Below are 24,113 nucleotides of genomic sequence, written 5' to 3' on the forward strand. Positions count from 1 at the left end.
GGATACATTCAAGATTGATTTGGCATGGATGAAGAAAAATGGAAGGAAGAATTGGAGAAATGGGAGCATGAGATTGCTCTTAATCCTGAAAATGCTGAGGCTTACTCCAAAAGAGGAACTGTATTGTTTGTTCTAGGGAGGAAGAAGGAAGCACTGGACAGCTACAACAGGGCTCTGGAGATCAACCCTGAGTATGAGAAGGCCTGGAATAATAAAGGTGTTTTATTAGGCTATTGCGGAAGAAAAAAAGAAGCTTTAGACTGCTACATTAAAGCTCTCCAGATTAATGCCAATCATGAAAAAATTAGGCGAAATCGTAGAGTTTTAATAGGAAGCGATGAATTTTGGGACAGCTTGTCCGGGGATAGCCTCCCGGATTTATGGAGTGGGGACGAAGACTTCAATATTTTGGCAAGCAGGGAAAAATTGAAAGACTGCTCTGGGAAGGATTTGCAGAGTATCCGTCATCTATGGGTAGAGCAATATCGGTTACTGCATCTGCTTAGTGCTGATCTTGATCAGGTCGGGCATTATACTTCCACGAACGTCTTTGAAACCTTGCTTCAGGAACAAGAGGAAACAAAGGGTAAAGCAACGCCCTTGCTGTTATGCAGTCTGGCGGCAGCCAACGACCCTACGGAGGGGACCGTATTCCAGTCCTTGCTGGGGGTAGACTGCATGCCTTTCCAAAGAATCCACAGTAATCTTGCCGTATTGCAAACCTCTTTTTCCTCTTCCATTGGTTCCTTGAACCAGTTCCGTCTTTATGGAAAGAACAACGGAGAGGAAGGAACGGGGCTTTGCCTGGTATTTAACCGGTCTTTTTTTGCCGGGCCCGGAGAAACATCCATGGTTGCCGTGAAGAGGGATCAGGAACAATCCTCCGAGGAAGAGGGAGCAGCATGCCGCAAGCTGCCGCTTTATTGGGTGCTGTATTATGACCGTGATTCCGAACATGTTTATTATACTCCCGCATGTATCGAATACAGCTTGAATAAAGAATTTAAGATGAAAAAAAATTCTGTGAAAAAAACTGACTTGAAGAAAGTTGAGGACATTGGAAAATCGTTGAAGAGGATCCGGGATCATTTTAAGGCAATTAGCAAAGAATATCAGCAGACTGCCCTGGAAATGCTTATTTACCTGAGGCATCTGGTGAAGGATGCCGCCTTCAAGGACGAAAAAGAGTTAAGAATTCTGTCTTTGCATCCCTACAATGACCATGATTCGTCCCTCAAGGTATTGCCGGGCAAAAACTGCCTGTCGGTCGACTATTTGTCAGTCATTCATGAGGAGGAGGAATATCTGGAGAAGGTGATTGCCGGACCTAAATTGAGGGATTTTCCCAACCTGGTGGATGTGGCCAAATTCAGGCTTCATCGTTTGGGAGGAAAGAAGGAAGTGGAATTTTGCCAGTCGCAGGCGCCTTTAAGTTGAATTTGGGGAGTTGGGAGAAAAGTCTTCGCTACAACTTTGGCGCGGCAAGAGGAATCCGTCTATTATATTCCCTTCTGCGCCTGTTGGACCGTCAATGTCTGCGGGTGCTGGGGAAGGGTGAAGCACCAACCGAAGAGGCGCACAAAGCGGTAGTAAAGACCTTTGTGGCTGGCGTGCTGGGTGGTCATCAGATCGTAGAAGGCCAGGTCAATCTGGCTTCTGGCGATGGGCGCGCCGTTCATTTTGGCGTGCAGCATGGCGTCGTGGAACAGGGAAGGGAGGAGCATGTCCGGCGGGGTGGTTCCCCAGGTGACGCCGTCCCAGCCGTAGCCGGGAGAGATGGTGAATGTGCCGCCCTCCGCTTTCAGATGGATGGCGGGGTCATACACGCTGGCGGCGGTCCAGTGGCCAAAGTCCGCCTTTTTCCTACCACTGGTCCAGCTGACAGCGTTTTTAGTGATGTAGAAGGGTTTGTCTTCGTAGAGGGTTCCTTCATACCATCCGGCCACGGCTTCCGGAGCCTTGACGGGAGCGGAGCACGAGTCCAGCGCCACGGCCATGCCCACCATTGTTAATAACAGGTAAATATCATGTGAATAAAAGGGAGAAGGCATAGGTTGACAGGGAGTGTTCCGAAGGGTTGCTTTTATTGGATTTCCAGCACGATGATTTCCGGAGGGCAGCAGAAGCGGAGGGGAAGAACGCTGCACCCCAGCCCGCGCGTGATGAGGAAGGGCGTGCCGTTCAGCTGGGACCAGGGATAGGAGAATTTGGCCTTCTCCCGGGAGATGTTAGCCAGGGGCTTGCCGCCGGGCAGGCAAATCTGTCCGCCGTGGGTGTGGGCGCTGATAACGGCGTCCGCCGTGCCGGGCTCCAGCAGGGGGAAGATGTCCGGCACGTGGGAGAGCAGGATGTGGGGGATGTCCGGGGAGAAGCGCAGCGGCAGTTCCTCCGGCCTGATTCTCAGGTGGTAGTCGTCCCGCACGGAGGAAAGCTGGAGGTCCCTCCCTCCGGGGAGGTGCAGCAGCAGGGAATCGTTCCACATGGGCAGGATGCCCAGCTCTGAGAACATGTTCCGCCACAGGTCCCAGCCGTAGTACTGGTCATGGTTGCCCTGCACGGCGAAGACGCCGAGGGGGGCTTTCAGCATCTTGAAGTATTCCCGGGCGGTTTCCGGGCTCATGCTGCTCTCCCGGGTGTGGCCGTTGGCGTAGTCCCCCAGCAGGAAGATCATGTCCGGCTGCGCCTCCATGATTTTTTCCATGTACCGGCGCGCCTGGTCGCCGCCGTTCGGGCGCAGGTGGAAGTCTCCGGCGATCACGATCCGGAGCGGGGAGCCGCCTTTTTCCTTCCACTGCGGCACTTCCTGCGCGGTTGTGACGGTTTCCACGCGCCTGGGTTCCACCTGCCACGCCCACATGAATAAGGAAAAGCCGATCATCAGTATTGAGACAGAGATGATTGCAAGTTTGTTGAGAAGGGGATGACGCGGGCGTGACTTCATGCGGGGCGGGCTCCGGACTGATGATGAAGCATTTCGCCCGGTTTTCAATCATTCGTGTTTGCCAATCGGGATTTTGCTGGTATGATCTGTCCCGCTCAAGGTGGGGCTGTCCGATGACTGCAGGCCCATCTTCATATTAACATCCTAATACCATGCAGTTTACACACGAAATCGAACAAATGTGTTGCGTCAAGAAAGGCTGCAACCATGGTCCGGCCCCCATCCCGCAGGAAGGCAACTGGACGCAATCCAAGGAGATCACGGATATTTCCGGCCTGACCCACGGCGTGGGCTGGTGCGCTCCCCAGCAGGGCACCTGCAAGCTGACGCTGAACGTCAAGAACGGCATCGTTGAAGAAGCCCTTGTGGAAACCAGCGGCTGCTCCGGCATGACCCACTCCGCCGCCATGGCCGCGGAAATCCTGCCCGGCAAGACCGTGCTGGAAGCGATGAACACGGACCTCGTGTGCGACGCCATCAACACCGCCATGCGCGAACTGTTCCTGCAGATCGTGTACGGCCGCACCCAGAGCGCTTTCTCCGAAGGCGGCCTGCCCATCGGCGCCGGCCTTGAAGACCTCGGCAAGGGCCTCCGCTCCCAGATCGGCACCCTGTACGGCACCCGCGCCAAGGGCCCCCGCTACCTGGAAATGGCTGAAGGCTACATCACCAAGCTGGCTTTGGACGAAGACGGTGAAATCATCGGCTACGAGTTCGTCCGCATGGGCCCGATGATGGAAATGATCAAGAAGGGCATGGATGCCAATGAAGCCCTGGCCAAGTGCACGGGCAACTACGGTCGTTTTGACGAGGCCGCCAAGTACATCGATCCTCGTCACGAATGAGATTGAATTAAGAAGAGATTATCAACTTCAAGCACTATTACCATTATGCCTCTTTTCGAATCCTACGACCGCCGCATCAAGCAGATCAATGAAGCCCTGGCCAAGTACGGCATCGGCTCCATTGAAGAAGCGGAACAACTCTGCCTTTCCAAGGGCATCAACGTTCGCGAAATCGTGAACGGCATCCAGCCCATCGCGTTTGAAAACGCCGGCTGGGCCTACGTGGTGGGCGCCGCCATCGCCATCAAGAAGGGCTGCACGAAGGCCGCCGACGCCGCTGAAGCTATCGGTGAAGGCCTCCAGTCCTTCTGCATTCCAGGTTCCGTTGCGGACGACCGCAAAGTGGGCCTGGGCCACGGCAACCTGGCCGCCATGCTCCTGCGTGATGAAACGGAATGCTTCTGCTTCCTGGCCGGCCACGAATCCTTTGCCGCCGCTGAAGGCGCCATCGGCATTGCCAAGTCCGCCAACCGCGTCCGCAAGCAGGACCTGCGCGTCTGCCTGAACGGCCTCGGCAAGGACGCCGCGTACATCATCTCCCGCATCAACGGGTTCACGTACGTGCAGACCAAGTTCGACTACGCTTCCGGCAAGCTGAACATCGTCCAGGAGAAGGCTTTCTCCAAGGGCCCGAAGGCCGCCGTGCGCGTGTACGGCTGCGACGACGTGCGCGAAGGCGTGGCCGTCATGTGGAATGAAGGCGTGGACGTTTCCATCACCGGGAACTCCACCAACCCCACCCGCTTCCAGCACCCGGTGGCCGGCACCTACAAGAAGGAATGCAACGAGAAGGGCAAGAAGTACTTCTCCGTGGCTTCCGGCGGCGGTACGGGCCGCACCCTGCACCCGGACAACATGGCTGCCGGTCCCGCCTCCTACGGCATGACTGATACCATGGGCCGCATGCACTCCGACGCCCAGTTCGCCGGTTCCTCCTCCGTGCCCGCCCACGTGGAAATGATGGGTCTCATCGGCATGGGCAACAACCCGATGGTCGGCGCTTCCGTAGCGGTGGCCGTGGCTGTTGAAGAAGCCGCCAAGCAGAACGCCTGAGTTCCCTGTTGAGAAATTCACAGAGCCGCTTCCCTGAATGCAGGGAGGCGGCTCTTTTTTAGCCCGGTTAACGAGGGAAGGGTGAGGAAGAAGGGGCCGGGCTCCCGCTGATTCCTTCCGGAAATCAGCTGCCGATGCGGAACCGTCCGTCCCGCTCCGTGCGCGGAGGCAGCCCGCGTGAAGGCGCGGATCTTCTGGAAACAGTAATTGGTCTGGCTGCGGCCGGCCTGACCACGCGGATTTCCGTGCGCCCGGGAGAAGCGGGTACAACAGTTTTCCCGGGTTCCGCGGCGCGGACCGGAGAAGGGGCCGGGGCTGTTCCGGCCACCAGTTTCTGCTGTTCATGGGCCTTGTAGGCGCGCTGCAGGGTAAAATCCCTCCGTTCCCCGGGTTTCAGGGAATAGTCCGCCTTTTTGGACTCTCCGGCCTTTTGAGCCAGGGGTTCCACGCGCTGCTGCAGCTGCGCGGCGGCGGCCAGCTTGCCGTCCACCCACTCCGGATTCCATTCCGGGGTTGAACTTTTCAGGGATTGAAGGAGCTCCGCGGCTTTCTTGCCGCTTTCCATGGCTGCCTTGTAATCGCCCTCCTTCTCCAGCCGCGCGGCTCGCGTCAGGGAAAGGTTGGCTTCGTAAAACGTGTCTCCGGGATCGCCAAGGGCCGTCATGGACGCCAGGATCATGCAGAGCAGGGAACAGGGCAGAAGATGTCTTTTCATGATTGTTGGCACTATAGCATGCGCGTCCGTTTTGGAAAGGCCTTTCTTCCGGCATGTGTAAGAAGGTGATATGATTGAACCGGATCAATGGAAACCGAAACCGATCGGAGGAGGCACAGAACTATCTTAAGGAAGCAGAAAAGGGATTTGAGCGCAAGAGAGAGAATTTTAAGAAGATAATCAGAGTTTCAGAAGAGAGAGTGGCTTTTATTTGACCGGCCTCAACTTGACGGAAAGGCGGGAGTGCCGTATGATGGTTCAGACCTGTAATATGACCCGGAACGAGCCATCATCCCTCCCAGCGCAGCCGATCGAGGAAGACCCCAGATACCTGACGGAACAGATTGTGACGTATCTGGGTAATAAGCGTTCCCTGCTGCATTTCCTGGGTACGGGGCTGGAACAGGTGAAAAGCCGCCTGGGGAAGGAGAAATTGAAGGCAGGGGATTTGTTTTCCGGCAGCGGCATTGTGGCCCGTTTTCTGAAGAAGCATTCGGAGGAATTGATTGTCAATGATCTGGAGGAATACAGCCGCATCGTCAACACCTGCTATCTGAGCAACCCGGAGGAAGTGGAGAATCTGGAGCTGGAGAGGCATTACCGGCGCCTGCTGCGGTATATGGAGGAGCATGAATCCCCGGGTTTCATCACGGATTTGTACGCTCCCAAAAATCCGGACAGCATCACGCCGGAAGACCGCGTTTTTTATACGCGCCGCAATGCCGTGTACCTGGATACGGCCCGGCGGACCATCAACCTGCTTCCGGAAGAAGTCAGGCCGTATTTCATCGCCCCTCTTCTGGCGGAGGCCTCCGTGCATACAAACACGTCCGGCGTGTTCAAGGGATTTTACAAGGACAAGCAGGGAGTGGGCAAATTCGGCGGCACGGGCGGCAACGCCCTGGCCCGCATCCTGGGGGATATTTCTCTGCCGTTTCCCGTGTTTTCCAGATTTGGATGCCAGTATTCCATTCATTGCCGGGATGCCAATGAACTGGTTGCGGAATTGCCGGAGATGGATGTGGTGTATCTGGACCCCCCTTATAACCAGCATCCGTACGGCTCCAATTATTTCATGCTGAACCTGCTGTCTTCCTATGAAAAGCCGGAGGAGACCAGCCGCGTTTCCGGCATTCCCACGGATTGGAAGCGCTCCACGTACAACAGCCGCCAGCATGCTCCGGCGGCCCTGTTCCGGCTGCTGGAAGAGTGCCCGGCCAGGTTTATTCTGCTTTCCTACAGTTCGGAGGGATTCATCAGCTATGAGGAGATGACGGAGTTCCTGGGGCGCCTGGGCCGCATTGTGACGCTGGAAACGCCGTACGCCACCTTCCGGGGGAGCCGGAATCTGAGGAACCGCCCGCAGAACGTGACGGAGTTCCTGTTCCTGGTGGAACGTTTTTAACGGGAAGGGGAGGTAGACGACATGCAAGCCCATCTGGAACGTTTCATCCGTTTTCTGGCCGCAGAGAAAGGCTTGAGCGCCGCCTACCAGCTTTCCGTGAGGCAGACGCTGGAGGAGTTTGCCCGGTTCCTGGGAACGGAGGACGCCGATCTTTCCCAAGTGGACATCGGCAGGCTTACGGAGTTTCTGCGGCATTTGCAAATCCGCGGCATGGCCCGCAGTTCCATGCGGGTGGAAATGGTGCATCTGCGTATTTTTTTCCGCTGGCTGGCCGGGATGGGTATTCTGGAGAAAGACCCCTCCGCTTTTCTGGAAATGCCCCGGCAGGGGCTGTCTCTTCCCCATGTGCTGGATCAGCAGACCGTTTCAAAGCTGCTTGAAAGCATTGATGTTCAAGACATTCCTCTTGGGTGCAGAGACAGGGCGCTGCTGGAGATGATTTACGCCTGCGGCATGCGTGTGAGTGAGGTAATCAACTGCAAGTTAGAGAGTTTTGATGCTGATGACGCGTTCGTCAGAGTCATGGGGAAGGGGGACAAAACGCGGCTGGTTCCCGTGGGAAGATCGGCCCTGGAGGCCTTGAAGGCGTATCTGGAGAAAGGGCGGCCCAAACTGGTCAAGCCGGGAACGAAGAGCCACATTTTCCTGACGGTGCGCGGGCGTCCGCTGACCAGGGAACGGGTGCGCCAGATTCTTCAGGAACGCGCCAGGGCCGCCGGAATAGACCAGCACGTTTTTCCGCATATCCTGCGGCATTCCTTCGCCACGCATCTGCTGGAGAATGGCGCGGACCTCCGCATCATTCAGGAGATGCTGGGCCACGCGGATATTTCCACCACGCAGATATACACGCATCTGGAACAGCAGCGGCTGAACGCTATTCATCACCGTTTTCATCCCAGGGGATGAAGCGCGGCGCAGGATTTCGTGCGTGGAGATATTCAAGGGGGTATCAGATGGGATATATCTTATTTAAAGACAGTGTTGAAGATAGTATTCTCCGGGCTTTGTCCACTACCTCTATATTTTGCATTACATATATTATGCGAAGTATTGAATAAGGGTACGCTCCAGTCTGTTTTTCTTCTCCAACGGGGTTTCTGAACTGCCCCGTTCATCAGGCGCCAGCGGAAGGAATACCTTATTACCTGGCATTTCCAGGGGAACCGGAGGAACTTTCCGGCCCTGGTAAAACTTCCTGCATGCCTTGCTTCCTCCAAAAGATTTCCTATTCCTCGGTTTCTTACCCCGGGTTAAAAATCTTCCTGTAGCCTCCTTCCGGAAGATAACACTCCCCTTTATTTAGATGTCCCTTTCCTGCGCTTCTCTCTTGCCAGATCATCTTTCATCCGTCATAATAAAAAAAGCATGAATACTTTCGTCTCTCTTTGCCTTATCGGAGGCCTCGGTTTGGGGTCCCTCTGCTATGCCCAGCACATGGATAATGATGCCAAGAAGAAGGTGATCAAGGATTTGGAGAATCTCCTGGCCCTGAACAGGTCTGCGGAAACCAAAGTGATCAATGCCGCCATCAGCAAGCTTAATTCCGCGGGCAGAGACCCCAGCGCCGCGTACGACCTGCTTATCCAGTCCAAGAAGTTCCTGATGGAGGCGGAAAAGGAGAAGGACAAGAGCCAGGGAAAGAGCGCGAAGATCGCCTCCAATTCCCTGAAGGACTGGATGGACCGCGAGGCCAAGAAGTACCAGGACAAGAATGCCCGCAAAGGATTGATGCTTCAATATCAATGGGGTGTGCTGGTGCTCAGGGCCCGGCTCAAGGAAAACCTGATGAACGCCACGTCAAGCTCCACTGGCGGAGCGGAGGAGGAGACCCTGGACGTGACGGAGTTCCAGAAGCCCGCCATGGATTTGCTGAACGCCTACCTCACCGCCTGCGCGGACCCGGATTTCATTGATCCCTCCGCCACGGCTTCCTCCAAAAACAACGGAGGAGGTGCCGGCAAAGCCGGAGCCCGCATAGCGGAACAGTCCGTCCTGAATACGGAGGTGGGGGAAGCCCTGGGCATCAGCAGCATGTCCTCCAAGGCTTTTCCTGATTCCATGAAGAACCGTGATGAGATTTTTGACAAGCTGTTCTTCACGGGCTACCGTAAGACGCGCAACCTTCCCGCCCTCAGGCAGGCGTGGAGCAAGAGAATTTCCATGGAGGTGGCTCTGGGCAAGGTCAGCCATGCCATTTCCACCGGCAAGAAGTCCGGCATGCAGGGCCGCATTGCCAATGCGTCCGAAGACGAGTTCGACGAACAGGATTCCTCCATCCTGGACCGCCTGCGCTGGCGCTGTGAACTGGATTGCTTTGACCTGGGCGACCAGGCGAATGCCACACGGAACATGATGACGCTGATCCGGACGACGGTGGACCCCGTGCGCCGGGAACAGGGAATCCGGACGCTCCGGGACAAGCTGATCCAGAGCATGAAGAGCATGGTTACTGCCTCGGAAGACGAGAGCATGGCGGATAGTTCTTCTTTCTCTTCATCCGCCGCGCCCCGCCCCGCAGTGCGGACGCCCAGAAGGAAAACGCCTCCCACCACGATTACGACCAGCCGTGAAATGGATGATCCCGGCGCCATAGGCACGGATGTGCCGAAGCCGCCCAAGCAGGACCCCACCCGGAGCGACGATTTTTTTGAAGACGCGTAACACACTTTAGACAAGGTTATTGCCTGAACGGCGGCTCCGGCGTCCATGGAATGCACAGAGCATCCTTGACGTTTGGAGCCGTCCTTTTATACAGTAGGGGCATGTATCAGCCATTTCAGTTTTTCATGCCCGCTCAGATTTTCTTTGGCGCGGGTTCTTTGGACAATCTTGGTTCCGCCCCCCTGCCCGGCGCCAAGGCCCTGATCGTCATCGGCGGCACGTCCGTCCGGCGGCTCGGATATCTGGACCGCGTGCAGGCTCTGCTGAAGAACCAGGGAGTGGACAGCGTCGTTTTTGACAAGGTTCAACCCAACCCCGTGGTGGAGCACGTGATGGAAGCGGCCGCCCTGGCCAGGGAGGAAGGGTGTGATTTCGTCATCGGCCTGGGCGGAGGCAGCAGCATGGATTCCGCCAAGAGCATTGCCGTGATGGCCGCCAATCCGGGAACCTACTGGGATTACATCCAGGGCGGTTCCGGCAGGGGCCTGCCCATTCCCAACAAGCCCCTTCCCATTGTCTGCATCACCACCACGGCAGGCACGGGAACGGAAGCGGACCCCTGGACCGTCATCACGAAGGAGGATACGCAGGAGAAGATTGGCTTCGGCTTCAAGGGCACCTTCCCCACCATGTCCATCGTGGATCCGGAGCTGATGCTTTCCGTTCCGCCCAAATTGACGGCCTACCAGGGCTTTGACGCCTTTTTCCACGCCGTGGAGGGGTATATGGCCACCATTGCCTCTCCCATGGGGGATATGTTCGCCCTTCAGGCCATTGAATACGTCGCCAAGTATCTTCCCCGCGCCGTGCATAACGGGGATGACCTGGAGGCGCGCGCCTACGTGGCGCTGGCCAATACGTATTCCGGCTTTGTGGAAACGATTTCCTGCTGCACCTCGGAGCATTCCATTGAACACGCCCTGAGCGCCTTCCATCCGTCCCTGCCCCACGGCGCGGGGCTGATCATGATTTCCTGGGCCTACCATGAAGCTTATGCCCCCTCCTGCCCGGAACGTTACGCCAGGGTAGCCGCCGCCATGGGGCAGGAAGCTTCCGTGGACGGCTTCCTGAACGGGCTGAACAAGCTGAAGGAGGCCTGCGGCGTGGACAAGCTGAAGATGTCCGAGTACGGCATTACTCCGGATTTGTTTGAGGAGTACGCCAAAACGGCCTTCTCCACCATGGGCAACCTGTTTGAGCTGGACCGCTGCAAGTTTACTCCGGCGGATGTTGTCAGCATCCTGGAAAAGTCCTATTCCTAGGAGCGGGAACCGCCCACGGAATGAATGCGGACAGGCTGCGTGCACACCAGGCAGCCGTGCGGCAGCCTGTCCAGCCAGCAGGAGATTTTCTCCAGGAATGTTTCAATGCGTTCGGAGGTGTCTACAATCTCAATGATGACGGGCACCTTCTCCACAATTTCCCAGAATTTGGGACTCGTCAGGCGCGTATGCCGTCCGGCCCCCATCAGTCCCTTGTAAACGGTGCAGCCGGCCATGCCGTAGCGCCTGGTGGCATAGGCTACGGCCTCATGGACGGGGGTGTGCCTGACGGTGTCAGTGCTGCTGACGTAGATGCGCAGCATGAGGGTTTCTTCCGGAGTGTTCATAAGATGGTTTCCTTATCTGGCGGCCAGGTACCCCAGGCCAATGGCAATGAGCCCTCCGGCAAAGCTGAGGAGGGCGTAAAGAAAGAAGGCGGGAAAGTTCCCTTCCTTCAGCAGAAGGAAGGATTCATTCATCAGCGTGGAGAAGGTGGTGAAACCGCCGCACAACCCCACGGTAAGGAAGAGCCGCGTTTCCGTATGCAGCAGGAGTCCCCGGCTGAACAGCCCGTAGAGAACGCCCAGGACCAGGCAGCCCAGCAGGTTGACCGCCGCCGTTCCCCACGGAAAGGAACTCATGGAGTTGATCTGGATAAAACGGGTCAGCAGGAAGCGCAGCACGCCTCCCGCAAAGCTTCCCAGCCCGACCATCAGCAGCATTTTCATCATAGCGGCTTTTCTCCGGTTGAATGGGAATAAGGCTGCGGGCGCGGTTCCAGGGAGGCCGTGGCCGGATGCTTCAGGAAAAGACGGCCAAAGACGGAGGAGAAGGGCCCATTTGCTTGAACGGAATGGCGGCGTCCGGCGTGTCCGGGAATTGGTTTAAAGGCATTCATGTTCGTAGGGGGATGTCCTTCACCGGATACAAAGCTTCTGCATCCGGTGTGATACAGAAGCCATCAGCCTGCCGTGCAGGCGGTTTAGGGCGCGTTCCCAGGGAAGAGCCTCATTTCCTTTAAGCGCGTGCAGATAAAATACCCCGTTTTTTCCATATCTCCAGCCTTTTATTCTTGATCACGGGTTTAAATCCGTATTCCCTTTCTTCCATGTCCCAGCCCCTCCTTGTCACCGGAACCATCGGAATTGATACCATCCTCACTCCCCGCGACCGCGCGGAGGGCGTGCTGGGCGGTTCTGTTTCCTTTGCGGCCGTGGCGGCCCTGATGTTCGCGGACCGGGTGGACGCCGTCAGCATCATTGGCGAGGATTTTCCCTCCCATTATGAAGAAGCCCTGGCGGCCAAGGGGCTGCGCATGGACGGCGTGGAGAGGAAGAAGGGACCGTCTTTTTCCTGGACCGGGGAATATTTTGACAATATGAACAAGCGCAGGACCGTCTGCGCCAATGATTCCGTGATGCTGGAATGGAACGTTCACGTGCCGGAGGCCCTCCGGAACCACCCGGTGCTGGTATGCTGCTGCATGGTTCCGGCCCAGCAGCTCAAGTGCATGGAACAGTGCCCGGACGCCTCCCTGGTGCTTTCCGATTCCATGGACAAGTGGCTGCGCCGCCAGCCGGAGCTGCTGGACGCCGTGATCAGCCGTTCCCATATCACCATGATGAATGAGGATGAGGCCAAGGAGTACGCCCACGCGTCCACCGTACTGGAGGCAGGGGAATTCCTCCTTTCCAAAGGGGCGGTTTATGCGGTGGTGAAACAGGGGGAATACGGCGCCACGCTCCTTGGCCGCGGCCCGGAGGGAGAAACCGCCATTTTCCGCTGCCCGGCCTATCCCCTGAAAACCCTGGTGGATCCCACCGGAGCGGGAGATACGTTCCTGGGCGCCCTGGCCGGTTATCTTGCCACCCTGCCGCCGGGCCTCCCTTCCTTTGAGGAGATGAAGCGGGGCATTATTTACGGCACGGTAGCCGCCTCCTTCACCTGCGAGTCATTTTCCGCGGATGCCCTTCTTTCCATGACGGCGGAGACTTTCTGCAAACGCCTGGAAGAGTATGTGGCCATGTGCCGCATTCCCTCCGGCTGCGTTTCCATACGGGAGAATTAATCAAGGAAAACCCCGGCGTGGACATGCACGCCGGGGTTTTCTAAAGACGGGTTTGCGTTCAGGCAGGTCAGATGTCCTGAAGGCCGAATTTGAGCTCGGCTTCCGATACCACCTGGCCGTTCACCAGGCAGCGGCCGAGGGCCTGGCCGATGTTGCCGCGCATCTTGGTCAGCTCCGCTTCAATGATGAGCGTATCACCGGGCACCACGGGACGGCGGAATTTGATCTTGTCCGCGCTCATGAAGTAGCCGAGCTTGGTGGCGTTGCCGGGCTGCCTCAGCATGACGATGGAGGCCACCTGGGCCATGGCTTCCAGCTGCAGGACGCCCGGCATGACCGGATGCCCCGGGAAGTGGCCCTGGAAGAAGAGTTCATTCATCGTCAGGTTTTTCAGGCCGCGGCACTTGGTTTCCCCTTCAAAGCCGATGATGCGGTCCACCATCAGGAAGGGATAGCGGTGCGGCAGGAGGTTCATCACTTCATTGATGTCCAGCACGGCGTCTCCGTACGGCACGTTGACCGGGTTGGGGGCCATCTGCTGGTTGCGGCGGTGTTCCTTCTTCAGCTTGGCGGTCAGCTCGGTGTTCGGGCCGTGGCCCGGCTTGATGGCGATCACGTGGCCCAGGATGGGCTTTCCGCACAGGCTGAGGTCGCCGATGAGGTCCATGGCCTTGTGGCGGGCGAATTCATTGATGAAGCGCATGGGCTCCTTGCTCATGAGTTCTTCCCCGCGGATAACCACGGCGTTTTCCAGGCTGCCGCCCTTGATGAGGCCCTTTTCCAGCAGGGGCTTGATGTCCTCGTAAAACGTGAAGGTGCGGGCCGGGGCCAGTTCCTTTTCATACGTTTCAGGCGTGATGACCGCGTCAAAGTACTGGGTGATGCGGTTTTCCGGGCCCACGCAGGTCACGGAAACGCGGAATTCCTTGGAGGGGAGGATGGTCAGGATGGAACCGCCCTTGGTTTCAATGGTGACGGCTTCCCGCACTTCCAGATAGCGGCGCGGCACTTCGAGCTCCACAATGCCGGCGCTCTTGATCAGCTCCACGTAGGGAGCGGAGGAACCGTCCCCGATGGGAGGCTCGTTGGCGTCCATTTCAATCACGGCATTGTCAATCCCCATGCCCGTGAGGGCGGAAAGAATGTGCTCCACGGTGTGCACCTTGACGGAGCCTTCCGCCAGGCTGGTGGCGCGCTCCACGGTCTGCACCTTCTCCACGTCTGCGTTGATGAAGGGCTGGTCCGGAATATCCACACGGCGGAATTTAATGCCGAAGTCGGCAGGGGCCGGCTTCAGGGTCAGGGTCACGGGCTGCCCCGTATGCAAAGAGGTACCGGCCAGAGAGGCCGGAGAGCCAACAGTTCTTTGGTTTCCACATGCCATGCGGGGAATGCTAGTGAATGAGCTCCCGTTTGGAAAGCACGAAATCACGGATTTTCCTGTAAATTCAGGGAAGGGACGGCATTCCGGCGTGTCATCCGGAGAAGGCGCTTGAAAAAACGCCTTTCTCCCGGTAGTGATGTTCCATGCACATCACCGCAGGCTCCGGCATTTCCCGCGCATTCATTCTCGGCGCCGGGCTGGGCACCCGCCTGCGGCCCCTGACCAATGTGCTTCCCAAGCCGCTGATTCCCTTTTTCCATGAGCCCCTGGTGCTGCATTCCATGCGCCGCTGCTATGACTGCGGCATCCGGGAGTTCATCATTAACACGCACCATCTGGCGGAAGCCTGGGCCCAGGTGTTCCCGGACCGTTCCTGGAACGGGTGCCCCGTCCATTTCAGCCATGAAGCCGTGCTGCTGGATTCAGGCGGCGGCGTCAGGAAGATTGAGCCATGGGCTTCCGCGGAGGAACCCCTGCTGGTGATGAACGGGGACATGGCCGCCACCTTTGACCTGCACCGCCTGCTGGAGAACCATCTCCGGACCCGCCCCGCCGTAACGCTGGCCCTGCGGACTGCCGGAGACAAGAGGAATGTGGGCTTTAACCCTTCTTCCGGACTGGTGACGGATATGCGGCACGCCCTGGGGTGCGACCCCGGCTCCTGCCAGTTTACCGGGGCGTATTGCATGGAGCCGGAGGTTTTCAGCCGCATCCCTCCCCATGAGGCCGTTTCCATCATTCCCGTTTTTCTGGATTACATCCGCCAGGACCGTCTGCGCGGCGTGCTGACGGACGACGGCTTGTGGATGGACATGGGCACTCCGGAGTCCTACATCCAGGCCCATCTGGACTTTCCCTCCCCTGCTCCGCGCATCCATCCGGACGCGGAAGTGTCTCCCGGTGCCTCCGTGGACGCTGCCAGCGTGATCGGCCCCCTCGCCGTCGTGGAGGAAGGCTGCCGCCTGCGGGAGTGCATCGTGTGGCCCGGCGTCCGCATTCCCGCCGGCACCCGTGCGGAACGGCGTATTTTTCATCTCTCTCCTTGACTGCCCACCCATGCCTTTCCTGCGTTTTCTCCTTCTCCTTACATTCTTCTGCGGCACGGTTCAGGCGGAACACCGCGTGTTCACCAGAAAAGACGGCTTCCTGTCCATGCGGGACAAGCTGAACGTCTATTTTTTCCAGTCCGGCACGCACCGCCTTCTGGTGCGGGATGAAGGGAGCGTCAGGGTTCCCCGGTACGGCTCCCTGGACAAGGCCATGCGGAAGAGCCCCTGCGTGGCCGGAGTCAACGGTGGATTCTTCGGCGCGGACGCGGAGGGAACCCCGCTGGGCCTCGTCGTCCAGGACGGCAAGCGCCTTTCTCCGCTGGCTACGGGCTCCTTCGCCGTTTCCGGTGTCGTTTATGAGGACGGCAAAAGCGGTCTGGCCCTTGTCCGCAGTTCCGCGCTGAAACGCATGAAAAAACTGCCCGCCATGCAGGCGGCCATCCAGGGCGGCCCCTTTCTGGTGGAGAACGGCGCAGCCGTCAAGGGACTTAATGCGCAGAAGTCCACCTACCGCACCTTCATCGCCACGGACGGCGGCAAGCGGTGGTGCATCGGCGTTTCATCCTCCGTCACGCTGAAGGAACTGGCGGACTGGCTGGCTACTCCCGGAGCGCTGGGGGATTTCCGGGTAAAGACGGCGCTGAATCTGGACGGAGGCTCTTCCTCCGCCTTCTGGTGCCATGAGTCCGGCATTTCCTACCCCGCGTTCAAGCAGGTCCGGAATTACCTGGGCGTAGCGCCGCGCCGGTAAACGCCGTCCTTCACGGGTCCGGCGTTTCTCTTTCCCGCATTCATCCTGCGCAGGAAAAGAGCCGCAAATAGCAGGAAGCAGGCCAGGACGGCCCAGTCCCCGAACAGGGCGTACAGGGTCATTTCCGTACAGCCCACGGGCAGCGTGGCGTTCATCACCCCCCTGGTAAACGGGGAGCCGGAGGAATCCCTCAAATCCGCAATGACCGCGCCGTTGGGCGCCAGGGCCACGCTGACCCCGGTATTGGCAGCACGGACCATGGAGCGGCGCAGTTCAATGCACCGGAACGCCGCATTGCGCCAGTGCTGTTCATTGGCGCTGGAGCGGTTGAACCAGCCGTCATTGGTGACGTTCACCATCAGCTGGGGCTCCTGCCGCACGAAGCGGCGCACCCAGCCCCCCACCACGTCTTCAAAGCACACCAGGGGGATGACGCCCACCGTGGCGGAGCTTCCCGGACGGATGGGAACGGGAACGGGCTCAGTGGAGGTTCCCGGCGTGTAATTCAGCCCCATGGCCGTTCCGGCAGAGGCTTCAAAAGCCTTTTCCAGGAACGGGAAGGTCTCACGCATGGGAATGTATTCGCCAAAGGGAACCAGCATGGCCTTGGCATGCGGCCTGGCCGTGGAGTAGTCCCCCTCAAACACGGTGAGGCAGTTGTAGGCCCGCGCCACGCGGCCTTCATCGGAAAGGTAAATGTCATCCGTTCCCGTAAGCAGGATGAAGTTGCACAGATTGTTCCGGATGGCCTGGACGTAGTCCTCCTCCGCGCTCAGGAAGTTGACGTTGTCCTGGCCCGGAAAGCGTTCCCCCGTGGAATCAAGGTAAAATGTGGAGATGGGAAAGGAGCTCTCCGGCCAGATCACCCAGGACGGCAGGTCCAGGGAGGCCTCCGTCCCGTTTTTGGCGGCCTCCTCCAGGGTGCGGGCCTGAAGGTCCAGCAGCCCCTGCTCCGTCGTATCCAGCAAAGCCTTGTAAACGGCTCCCCTGTTGGCGGCGTCCCATTTTTCCTTCTGGCTCAGGTTCAACTGCACGGTCATGACGGGAACGGTCCATTTGCCGTTCCCGGTAGCTGCGTCAGACTGGGGGGAGTAGCGCGCCGTCCAAACCACGCCCGCCACAAACATGACCAGCAGGACGGACACCAGGGAAAAGAAGTCCCAGGGCACGGTGCGCCTGCCTTCATGCACCACCATGGTTCCGGCCCGGCGGCAGACGCGCCAGAGCCAGATGGAAAAGACTACCGGAATAAAGGCCAGGGCCGTCACCCCGGCGTATTCCGCCCACTGGGCCAGGGGATTGCCGTACAGGGCCACGCCCAGGTTGTTCCAGCCAAAGCCCGGTATCAGCCAGCCCCGCACCCATTCCAGGCACACCCACAGGGCCGCTCCCCCCAGCGCGGCGGCGGCGCTGGGCGGCATGTCCGCCATGGCCCAGGCTTTCCAGGCGGTCCTGCGGTCCGTCCCCGCCTGCCGCGCATCCGGCAGGGGCTGCGCGTCCGGACGGAAAAACACGCCCATGACCAGCGCCCAGACGCCGGGAAACAGGCCCCCGTAAAAAATCATCAGCGGAATATAGCCCAGCGTGCTGACCTCATTCACCCACCAGAAGGAAATGCCGTAGTACACCACGCCGAAGAGCCAGCCGTACAGGGCATACGCCGCGGCTCCTTTCCTCCCCTTCCGGCGGGGGCCGTACCACAGCGCCGTCAGCAGAGGGAGAAAGCCTATCCATACGCAGCCGCTCCAGTCCACGGGAATGAAGGAACAGGCCGTCAATACGCCGGAAAGGGCCGCCAGCAGCAGCCCTGCCCAGACGGGCAGCGGACGGGGGGGGGAGGGGGAAGCGGTATTCATGGTGAAAAGCCTTCTTTTCCGGAAAAGGCACGCCGGCATTCTTCCTTATGCTGACTCATTCCTGCAACAAAAAAGATTGCAAAATTCAGCCAAATGCGGAAATAGTGGGAGCAGTTCATACAACCCATCACACATATGGCAGATATCGACGAAAAAACACCTCTTAACGTCCCCGGCAAGTTTTACGTGGACAGCTCCTGCATTGACTGCGACCTTTGCCGTGAAACGGCTCCGGAAAACTTTGGCCGGGATGATGACGAAGGCGTATCCTACGTCAAGAAGCAGCCTGACAACGACGAAGAACTGACTGCCTGCGTGGAAGCCATGGAAGGCTGCCCCGTGGAAGCCATCGGTGACGACGGCGAATAATATAGTTCCATACTATTTTTCAAACCGCCCGGGGCTGTTGACATTCAACGCTCCGGGCTTTTAGTTGATATTCATGCCTTTTCCGCAGTCTCCATACGTCCCTGACCGGGACCGTCCGGATCCCTACGCCTCCCCTGCCCGGTATGAATACCTTTCCCGTGACGAACGGGAGGTGCGGCAGGCGCTGGCTGACTGGTTCCAGGTTTCCCCCGGAACCAGTGAAACGCGGAATATCCATACGGCGGAATCCCTGCTGGGGGATATTCTCTCCAAACTGCCCCTGGATGAAGAGGGGATGGATCCGGAACTTCTCCGGAAAGGCTGGATGGCCGCCGCGGGCCCCTTCCTGGGCCAGCAGGCCAATTTGCTGTCCATCGTCAAGGGGGTGGCCACCGTGCAGGTGCTCCAGCCCGCCATGCGCTACCACCTCCAGCAGTGGCAGGGCGCCCTGCTGGGGAAACTGAAGGAGCAATTCGGCAGGGAGGCCGTCCATTCCATCCGCATACGGATAGGATAATTTTTTTCGACGAACGGTTTTTCTTTTATTAATCTCCTGATTTTTATTGCGTTAACGGAGATTAAAATTGTGTTTCAGGATTTATAATCCGCTGTCAAACGGATTTTTCTCTTTCCTGATTTATGGTCAGTATCTTTCCGCCATTTCCCGTGGCTTCCCGAAATATGAAAGCCACAGAAAAAATAATGTTGGATATTTTCGCTGTTATATTTCTGTAAGTTAATTAAGTTGATTTATCTTGTTGATGTTTCTCTAGCGGATTATAAATTCTATAGCGTTTTCGTGAATAAAGCGAAATTCGCGCCGGGCGGCGCGGGCTTTTTGCTTTCCAACAGCAAGTGATATACAGATGAAAACGATTCTCTTTCCGGCATTATTCACAGCGGCAGCCCTGTCAGCGCATGGAGCGGAAATCTGGAGTTCCCTGGACGGAATCATTCCGGAGCTGAAGATGGGGGAGACCTCCATCTCCCGCATTGATTATTCCTCCGGAGGCGCTCTGATCGCGAATGGAGGGCCTTCCGCAAACGCCGTGCAGTCCGTCCTTGGCTCCCTGGATGCGGGATGGTATTCCGGCAACAAGAATAACGATACCGGTACGCTTGCCTCCGTGACGGCGGATGGCGCTACCAATCTGATTTCCGCCAGCGGCGCAGGGGGAGGATTTACTGCCGTTAAATTCAATGAATTGTCCGTGAATACCCTGGCCGATTATGAATCCTTGAGAATATCCTTTGACACGGGAGGTCTTTCCAATACCAGCAGAACGGGGCAACCCCAGAATTTCAGCTTGTGGTACAGCCTGGGAGGAGAGGGAGATTCCTTTCTCCAGGCTGGTTCCACAATTTCCGGACTGGCAGGCAGCGTCAGCAACAAATCCTATAGCTGGACGATTTCCAAAGAGGAGTACGGCGCCCTGTTTGACCAGGGAGCCACCTTTTATCTAGTGATGAATACCGATGTTCTTAACAGCTCCTACGCTTATCAGGTGCTTACCGTAAAAAATTTCCGCATGGAGGGCCTCACGGTTCCGGAGCCTTCCTCGGCCGCTGCCGCATTGCTTGGGCTGGGAAGCCTGTGCCTGAGGAGAAAGAGGAGATAATGCGGCAGGAACCGGAACATCCCCAAGTCCGGAATTTCTCTCCATTTTGAGTTTGATGAAAGACAGTTCCTCGTTTAAGTGTAGTAATGTTATGCGATTAGCCCCTTCCCTCCTTTTGCTGGCATCAGGCTTAATGCTCTGTTCCCCCTCTTCCTACGGTGACTGGACTTCCCCGCACCCCCTGCAGCAGGAAAAAGCCGCGCCTGTGCCCCTCATCCCCTTCCCGTCCCAGGTGGACTGGAAAACGGGGAAATGCCCTAAAAAGGCTCCCGTTACCGTGAAAAAGAACGCGGCCCTGGTCAAGACGCTTGGCAAGGAAGGCTACGAGCTCCAGGTCCGTCCCAACGGAATCACGATCAAGGCCGCCACGGACGCAGGAGTTTTCTATGCCCGCAGGACGCTGGACCAGTTGGGAGCCGGGGGGGATTATCCGTGCTGCGACATCAAGGACAGCCCGGCGTTCGCCATCCGCTGCTTCATGCATGACGTAGGCCGCAATTTCCGTCCCATTGAGACGCTCAAGGCGGATATTGATGAAATGGCCCGGTTGAAGATGAACGCCTTCCACTGGCACCTGACGGACTACCCCGCATGGCGCATCCAGTGCAAAAAGTACCCTGTGCTGAATGATCCCTCCAAGAGGATCAAGGGCCGGGACGTCAACGACACCTACACTTACGACCAGATCCGGGACCTGTTCCGCTACGCCAGGAAGCGCCACATCCAGATCATCCCGGAAATAGACATGCCGGGGCACAGCACGTACTTCAAGAACTGCTTTGGCTTTCCGATGCACGATCCCAGGGGAATCAAGATACTGGAGGAACTGCTGGAAGAATTCTGCAAGGAAATTCCGGTGGAGATGTCTCCCTACCTGCACATCGGCGCGGATGAAATCCACATTCCCAACGGGAAGCAGTTTGCGGACCGGATGGCGGCCAAGGTTAAATCTTTGGGCCGCCAGCCCATCCAGTGGGCGGGCAACAACGACCTGCCCGTTTCCGGAGACAGCTACGCCCAGTTGTGGAATGACGAAAATTCCGTAGGATTGCCGGACCCCGCCAAGCAGAAGAATCCCTATTTTGATTCCACGGCAGGCTACATCAATTCCTTTGACCCCGGCATCCTGGTGCGCAGGAATTTCTTCCGCCAGCCCTGCGGGACGGCGAAGAGCGACGACCACTCCCTGGGCGTCATCCAGTGCCTGTGGCCGGATACCCGGGTGGAGGACAAGAAGAATATTCCCATCCAGAGCCCCCAGTGGCCCGCCATGTTCGCCATGGCTGAACGCAGCTGGAAGGGCATTCCGGAGGACGGCTCCCGCTTTGCCGGCAAACTGCCGGAGAAGGATACGGAGGCCTACCAGGCCTTCGCCCTGTTTGAAAAACGCATGGAAGCCCTGGCCGGAAACAAGCCTTTCCCCTACTGGCGGGATTCCTTTGTGGAATGGACCGTGTTCGGCCCCGTTCCGAAGGACAGGCAGGAAGAAGTGAGGAACGGCCTGCTGGCGGGGAAATCCCCCGCGGGGATGGAGCCGGTCCAGGCGCGCGGCGGCAATCTGTACTTCCGCACCCGTGCTGGAGCGGAAGGCCTGTTCTCCAAAACAAAGCCGGGGAACACCGCCTGGGCGGAGACGACTTTTTACGCGCCCAGGGCGGGCACCATGTACGCCATGGTGGGTTTTGACGCTCCGGCCCGCTCCACGAGGCGCTGTTCCGGGGTCCCGGCTGCCGGGGAATGGTCCCAGTGCGGCACCAGGATATGGGTGAACGGCAAGGAAGTGAAGAATCCCCAGACCTACAAGCTGGCAGGCCAGCGGCGTTATGAGAAGCACACCTGGAATTCTCCCGCCAATGAAATATCCTTTGACAATGAAGAGTTCTGGTGGGCGCGTCCTCCGGTTCCCTTCCAGGTCAAGGCAGGAGAAAACAAAATCCTGATTGAACAGCCGTACACGGGGGACTTCCAGTCATGGGGCGTCAGCTTCATTCCGGTGAAAAAATCGGGAGACCGCTGGATTGCCGATCCAAGCTATTATGCCAAGGCCGGGGGAGAAAAGTAGGATTCCGTCTTTCTGCTGCCATGAGAGGTAAACATTTATTCTCCCTGCTGGCCCTCCTGCTGGCGGTCCCCTTCGCCACGGCCGCCCAGCGTCCCAACGTCATCCTCATCCTGATGGATGACATGGGCTGGGGGGACCTGCCCTCCTACCAGGACCAGCGCATGAAAGAGGGGCTTCCCGCCATGGATAACCCGGGCCTCCGGACACTGGCACGGGAAGGGATGACGCTGACGCGCCACTACTCCTCCGCCCCGCTCTGCGCCCCGGCCCGCAGCTCCCTCTTCACGGGCGTGCACCAGGGCCATGCCAAGGTGATCCGGGACAGGTCCTTTGACCTGCCCATTGAAGATGCCCCCACCCTCGGCACCGTCATGCAGTCCGCCGGGTACAGGACGGCCCTCATCGGCAAGTGGGGGATAGGCGGCGGCCGGGAGCATGCGGGCACCCCGCAGGATTCCACGGCCTACCCCACCAAACGCGGTTTTGATTACTACTTCGGCTATCTGGACCACGTCAGCGGCCACCACCATTATCCCAAGGAAGACCCCAACCCCATTGCCCCGACCAAAAGAAGCGGAATATGGGACGGGGACAAGTGCATCACGGCGGATTGCGACAAGGCGTATTCCGTGGACCTGCTGACGGCCCGCGCCAAAAAATGGATTGTGGACACGAACCGGCAGAATCCCCGCCAGCCCTTTTTCCTGGCGCTGACCCACATCGCCCCCCACTCCCAGCTTCAAATACCCACCGGACCCTACCCGGAAGGCCGCGGCGTGAAGGGCGGCGTGCAATGGCTGGGAGAGCCCCACAAGCTGGTGAATACCGCGGAGGGCAAGATCAACTCCTACATCTACCCGCGGTATGCCGACAAGAAGTGGCCCATGGCGCAGAAGAGGTACGCCACCATGATCGCGCGGCTGAGCGATTCCTTTGAAGACCTTATCCAGACCCTGAAGGACCTGAATATTGACAAGAACACCGTCATCATCATGACGTCGGACAACGGGCCCCATGACGAAGGCGGCCAGAATCCGCAGTTTTTCCGCAATTACGGCCCTTTTGACGGCATCAAGCAGGACGCATGGGAAGGCGGCTTCCGCGTGCCGACCATCGTCCGCTGGCCCGGCCATGTTCCGGCCGGGTCCGCAAGTGACCATCCTTCCCAGTTCCACGACTGGATGGCGACGCTGGCCGCCATCGGCGGCGTCAGGGTTCCCTTCCGGAGCGACGGCGTTTCCCTGCTCCCCACCCTGCTGAACAAGGGAACCCAGCCGGACAGCCGCCTGTACATGGAATACAGCGCCAAGATGTCCCGGAGCAAGACAACGACGCCCGGCTACCAGGATTTTCTCCCGTCCAGAAGAAACGCCGTCCGGGGCGACCAGCAGATGGTCTACATCGGCAAATACAAGGGGGTGCGCACCAACATCCAGTCCCATGCGGACCCGTTTGAAATTTACGATACCGCGAAGGACCCGGCGGAACGCCATGACCTGAAGGACACGCCGGAAGGGAAAAAGATGCAGCCCATCATGCATGACAAGGTGCTGAGAATGAGGCGCATTTACGATTATACCCACCCGGAGCGCGGTACCTTTGCCCAGAGGCCCTATGATGCAGAACCCGTTCCGGCCCTCCGGAAAGAGGAAATGCCCGGAAAACTGCTTCCCCTGGCCGCGGATTCCGCCCGGAGTGCCAGCCGGAAGGACGGCAGCATGAAAAGAGTGCTTTATCTGAACGTTCCGGAAACGGGAAAATACGTCTTTTTCATGAAAACTCCGGCGAAAAAGGGGGCCAGGGCATTCGTCAGGCTGCATGATGCCCATCTGCTGGATGCGGAATACGGTTACAAGCCCGGCACGGAGGTATCCTCCTCCATGGGGGAAAATACCACGGAAGGCGCAACTGCCCAGACGGGCCTGAAACCCATCCCTCTGGAGAAGGGCTGGCATTCCCTCCTGGTGGAGACGGAAGGCTTTTCCGGGCTTCCCTCCATCTTCTGGCAGAAGGAAGGTGGCAGGAAGCAGGCCATTCCGGCGCAGGATTTCCGCGTAGCGGCTCCCTGAC

At 58.2% G+C, this 24,113-nt stretch carries 22 protein-coding genes and 1 riboswitch; of the genes, 15 read left to right on the forward strand and 7 right to left on the reverse strand.

What is annotated here, in order from left to right; genetic code table 11:
• Positions 1–24: 24 nt before the first annotated feature.
• Positions 25–1,437 (forward strand): tetratricopeptide repeat protein, encoded by a 1,413-nt coding sequence (locus CXU21_RS02660; protein WP_102724957.1) that lies wholly within the window; start codon positions 25–27, stop codon positions 1,435–1,437.
• Positions 1,438–1,499: 62 nt separating this feature from the next.
• Here the strand turns inward: CXU21_RS02660 and CXU21_RS02665 are convergent, their stop codons facing one another.
• Together CXU21_RS02665 and CXU21_RS02670 are read right to left on the reverse strand one after the other, a co-directional pair.
• Positions 1,500–2,051 (reverse strand): hypothetical protein, encoded by a 552-nt coding sequence (locus CXU21_RS02665; RefSeq protein WP_146016923.1) that lies wholly within the window; start codon positions 2,049–2,051, stop codon positions 1,500–1,502.
• Positions 2,052–2,083: 32 nt separating this feature from the next.
• Positions 2,084–2,878: a metallophosphoesterase gene (locus CXU21_RS02670; RefSeq protein WP_180972592.1), complete on the reverse strand. Its 795-nt coding sequence runs from the start codon at positions 2,876–2,878 to the stop codon at positions 2,084–2,086.
• 215 nt (positions 2,879–3,093) lie between these two features.
• Between CXU21_RS02670 and CXU21_RS02675 the strand changes: the two genes are divergently transcribed.
• Together CXU21_RS02675 and CXU21_RS02680 are read left to right on the forward strand one after the other, a co-directional pair.
• Positions 3,094–3,786 (forward strand): iron-sulfur cluster assembly scaffold protein, encoded by a 693-nt coding sequence (locus CXU21_RS02675; RefSeq protein WP_102711579.1) that lies wholly within the window; start codon positions 3,094–3,096, stop codon positions 3,784–3,786.
• Between the two features lie 45 nt (positions 3,787–3,831).
• On the forward strand, positions 3,832–4,839 hold the full coding sequence (locus tag CXU21_RS02680; protein ID WP_102711581.1) for a GGGtGRT protein: 1,008 nt from the start codon (positions 3,832–3,834) through the stop codon (positions 4,837–4,839).
• 124 nt (positions 4,840–4,963) lie between these two features.
• On the opposite strand, the gene CXU21_RS02685 is transcribed toward CXU21_RS02680, so the two are convergent.
• Entirely contained in the window at positions 4,964–5,554 is a 591-nt protein-coding gene (locus tag CXU21_RS02685) for a hypothetical protein (RefSeq protein ID WP_146016924.1), read from the reverse strand.
• Between the two features lie 271 nt (positions 5,555–5,825).
• Between CXU21_RS02685 and CXU21_RS02690 the strand changes: the two genes are divergently transcribed.
• From CXU21_RS02690 to CXU21_RS02705, 4 genes are all read left to right on the forward strand, one after another.
• The gene (locus tag CXU21_RS02690) at positions 5,826–6,959 is read left to right on the forward strand and encodes a DNA adenine methylase (protein ID WP_102724961.1); all 1,134 of its coding nucleotides are present in this window, start codon (positions 5,826–5,828) and stop codon (positions 6,957–6,959) included.
• Between the two features lie 21 nt (positions 6,960–6,980).
• Complete coding sequence (locus tag CXU21_RS02695) at positions 6,981–7,868, forward strand: tyrosine recombinase (RefSeq protein ID WP_102724962.1); 888 nt, start codon at positions 6,981–6,983, stop codon at positions 7,866–7,868.
• A 459-nt stretch (positions 7,869–8,327) separates the two neighbouring features.
• On the forward strand, positions 8,328–9,623 hold the full coding sequence (locus CXU21_RS02700) for a hypothetical protein (RefSeq protein ID WP_146016925.1): 1,296 nt from the start codon (positions 8,328–8,330) through the stop codon (positions 9,621–9,623).
• A gap of 101 nt (positions 9,624–9,724) precedes the next feature.
• Complete coding sequence (locus CXU21_RS02705) at positions 9,725–10,885, forward strand: iron-containing alcohol dehydrogenase (protein ID WP_102711593.1); 1,161 nt, start codon at positions 9,725–9,727, stop codon at positions 10,883–10,885.
• On the opposite strand, the gene CXU21_RS02710 is transcribed toward CXU21_RS02705, so the two are convergent.
• Both CXU21_RS02710 and crcB read right to left on the reverse strand, forming a co-directional pair.
• Positions 10,882–11,232: a DUF190 domain-containing protein gene (locus tag CXU21_RS02710; protein ID WP_102724964.1), complete on the reverse strand. Its 351-nt coding sequence runs from the start codon at positions 11,230–11,232 to the stop codon at positions 10,882–10,884. The genes CXU21_RS02705 and CXU21_RS02710 overlap by 4 nt on opposite strands.
• 12 nt (positions 11,233–11,244) lie before the next feature.
• Positions 11,245–11,613: a fluoride efflux transporter CrcB gene (gene crcB / locus CXU21_RS02715; RefSeq protein ID WP_102711715.1), complete on the reverse strand. Its 369-nt coding sequence runs from the start codon at positions 11,611–11,613 to the stop codon at positions 11,245–11,247.
• 217 nt (positions 11,614–11,830) lie between these two features.
• Positions 11,831–11,910: riboswitch (Fluoride riboswitch) on the reverse strand.
• Between the two features lie 83 nt (positions 11,911–11,993).
• Here crcB and CXU21_RS02720 point away from each other — a divergent pair.
• Positions 11,994–12,953, forward strand: a complete 960-nt coding sequence (locus CXU21_RS02720; protein WP_102724965.1) for a PfkB family carbohydrate kinase — start codon at positions 11,994–11,996, stop codon at positions 12,951–12,953.
• 67 nt (positions 12,954–13,020) lie between these two features.
• On the opposite strand, the gene CXU21_RS02725 is transcribed toward CXU21_RS02720, so the two are convergent.
• Positions 13,021–14,337 carry a bifunctional UDP-3-O-[3-hydroxymyristoyl] N-acetylglucosamine deacetylase/3-hydroxyacyl-ACP dehydratase gene (locus CXU21_RS02725; RefSeq protein ID WP_102711599.1) on the reverse strand — a complete coding sequence of 439 codons (1,317 nt, stop codon included), beginning with the start codon at positions 14,335–14,337 and terminating at the stop codon, positions 13,021–13,023.
• A gap of 143 nt (positions 14,338–14,480) precedes the next feature.
• On the opposite strand from CXU21_RS02725, the gene CXU21_RS02730 reads away from it, so the two are divergent.
• Entirely contained in the window at positions 14,481–15,383 is a 903-nt protein-coding gene (locus CXU21_RS02730) for a nucleotidyltransferase family protein (RefSeq protein ID WP_102724966.1), read from the forward strand.
• A gap of 10 nt (positions 15,384–15,393) precedes the next feature.
• The gene (locus CXU21_RS02735) at positions 15,394–16,137 is read left to right on the forward strand and encodes a phosphodiester glycosidase family protein (protein WP_102711603.1); all 744 of its coding nucleotides are present in this window, start codon (positions 15,394–15,396) and stop codon (positions 16,135–16,137) included.
• Here CXU21_RS02735 and lnt read toward each other — a convergent pair.
• Positions 16,110–17,993, reverse strand: coding sequence for an apolipoprotein N-acyltransferase (gene lnt / locus CXU21_RS02740; RefSeq protein ID WP_180972593.1), 1,884 nt, complete (start codon positions 17,991–17,993; stop codon positions 16,110–16,112). The genes CXU21_RS02735 and lnt overlap by 28 nt on opposite strands.
• 135 nt (positions 17,994–18,128) lie before the next feature.
• Between lnt and CXU21_RS02745 the strand changes: the two genes are divergently transcribed.
• The 5 genes from CXU21_RS02745 (at position 18,129) to CXU21_RS02765 (ending at position 24,112) form a co-directional block, all read left to right on the forward strand.
• Complete coding sequence (locus CXU21_RS02745) at positions 18,129–18,362, forward strand: ferredoxin (RefSeq protein ID WP_102711624.1); 234 nt, start codon at positions 18,129–18,131, stop codon at positions 18,360–18,362.
• Positions 18,363–18,435: 73 nt separating this feature from the next.
• Positions 18,436–18,879 carry a DciA family protein gene (locus tag CXU21_RS02750; RefSeq protein ID WP_102724968.1) on the forward strand — a complete coding sequence of 148 codons (444 nt, stop codon included), beginning with the start codon at positions 18,436–18,438 and terminating at the stop codon, positions 18,877–18,879.
• A 349-nt stretch (positions 18,880–19,228) separates the two neighbouring features.
• A complete protein-coding gene (locus tag CXU21_RS02755; RefSeq protein WP_102724969.1) occupies positions 19,229–19,981 on the forward strand; it encodes a PEP-CTERM sorting domain-containing protein in 753 nt (250 codons plus the stop codon).
• A 91-nt stretch (positions 19,982–20,072) separates the two neighbouring features.
• On the forward strand, positions 20,073–22,043 hold the full coding sequence (locus tag CXU21_RS02760; protein WP_180972594.1) for a family 20 glycosylhydrolase: 1,971 nt from the start codon (positions 20,073–20,075) through the stop codon (positions 22,041–22,043).
• Positions 22,044–22,063: 20 nt separating this feature from the next.
• Positions 22,064–24,112: a sulfatase-like hydrolase/transferase gene (locus CXU21_RS02765; protein ID WP_180972595.1), complete on the forward strand. Its 2,049-nt coding sequence runs from the start codon at positions 22,064–22,066 to the stop codon at positions 24,110–24,112.
• Position 24,113: the final 1 nt, after the last annotated feature.

This window comes from Akkermansia muciniphila, from assembly GCF_002884975.1.
GTDB lineage: Bacteria > Verrucomicrobiota > Verrucomicrobiia > Verrucomicrobiales > Akkermansiaceae > Akkermansia > Akkermansia muciniphila_C.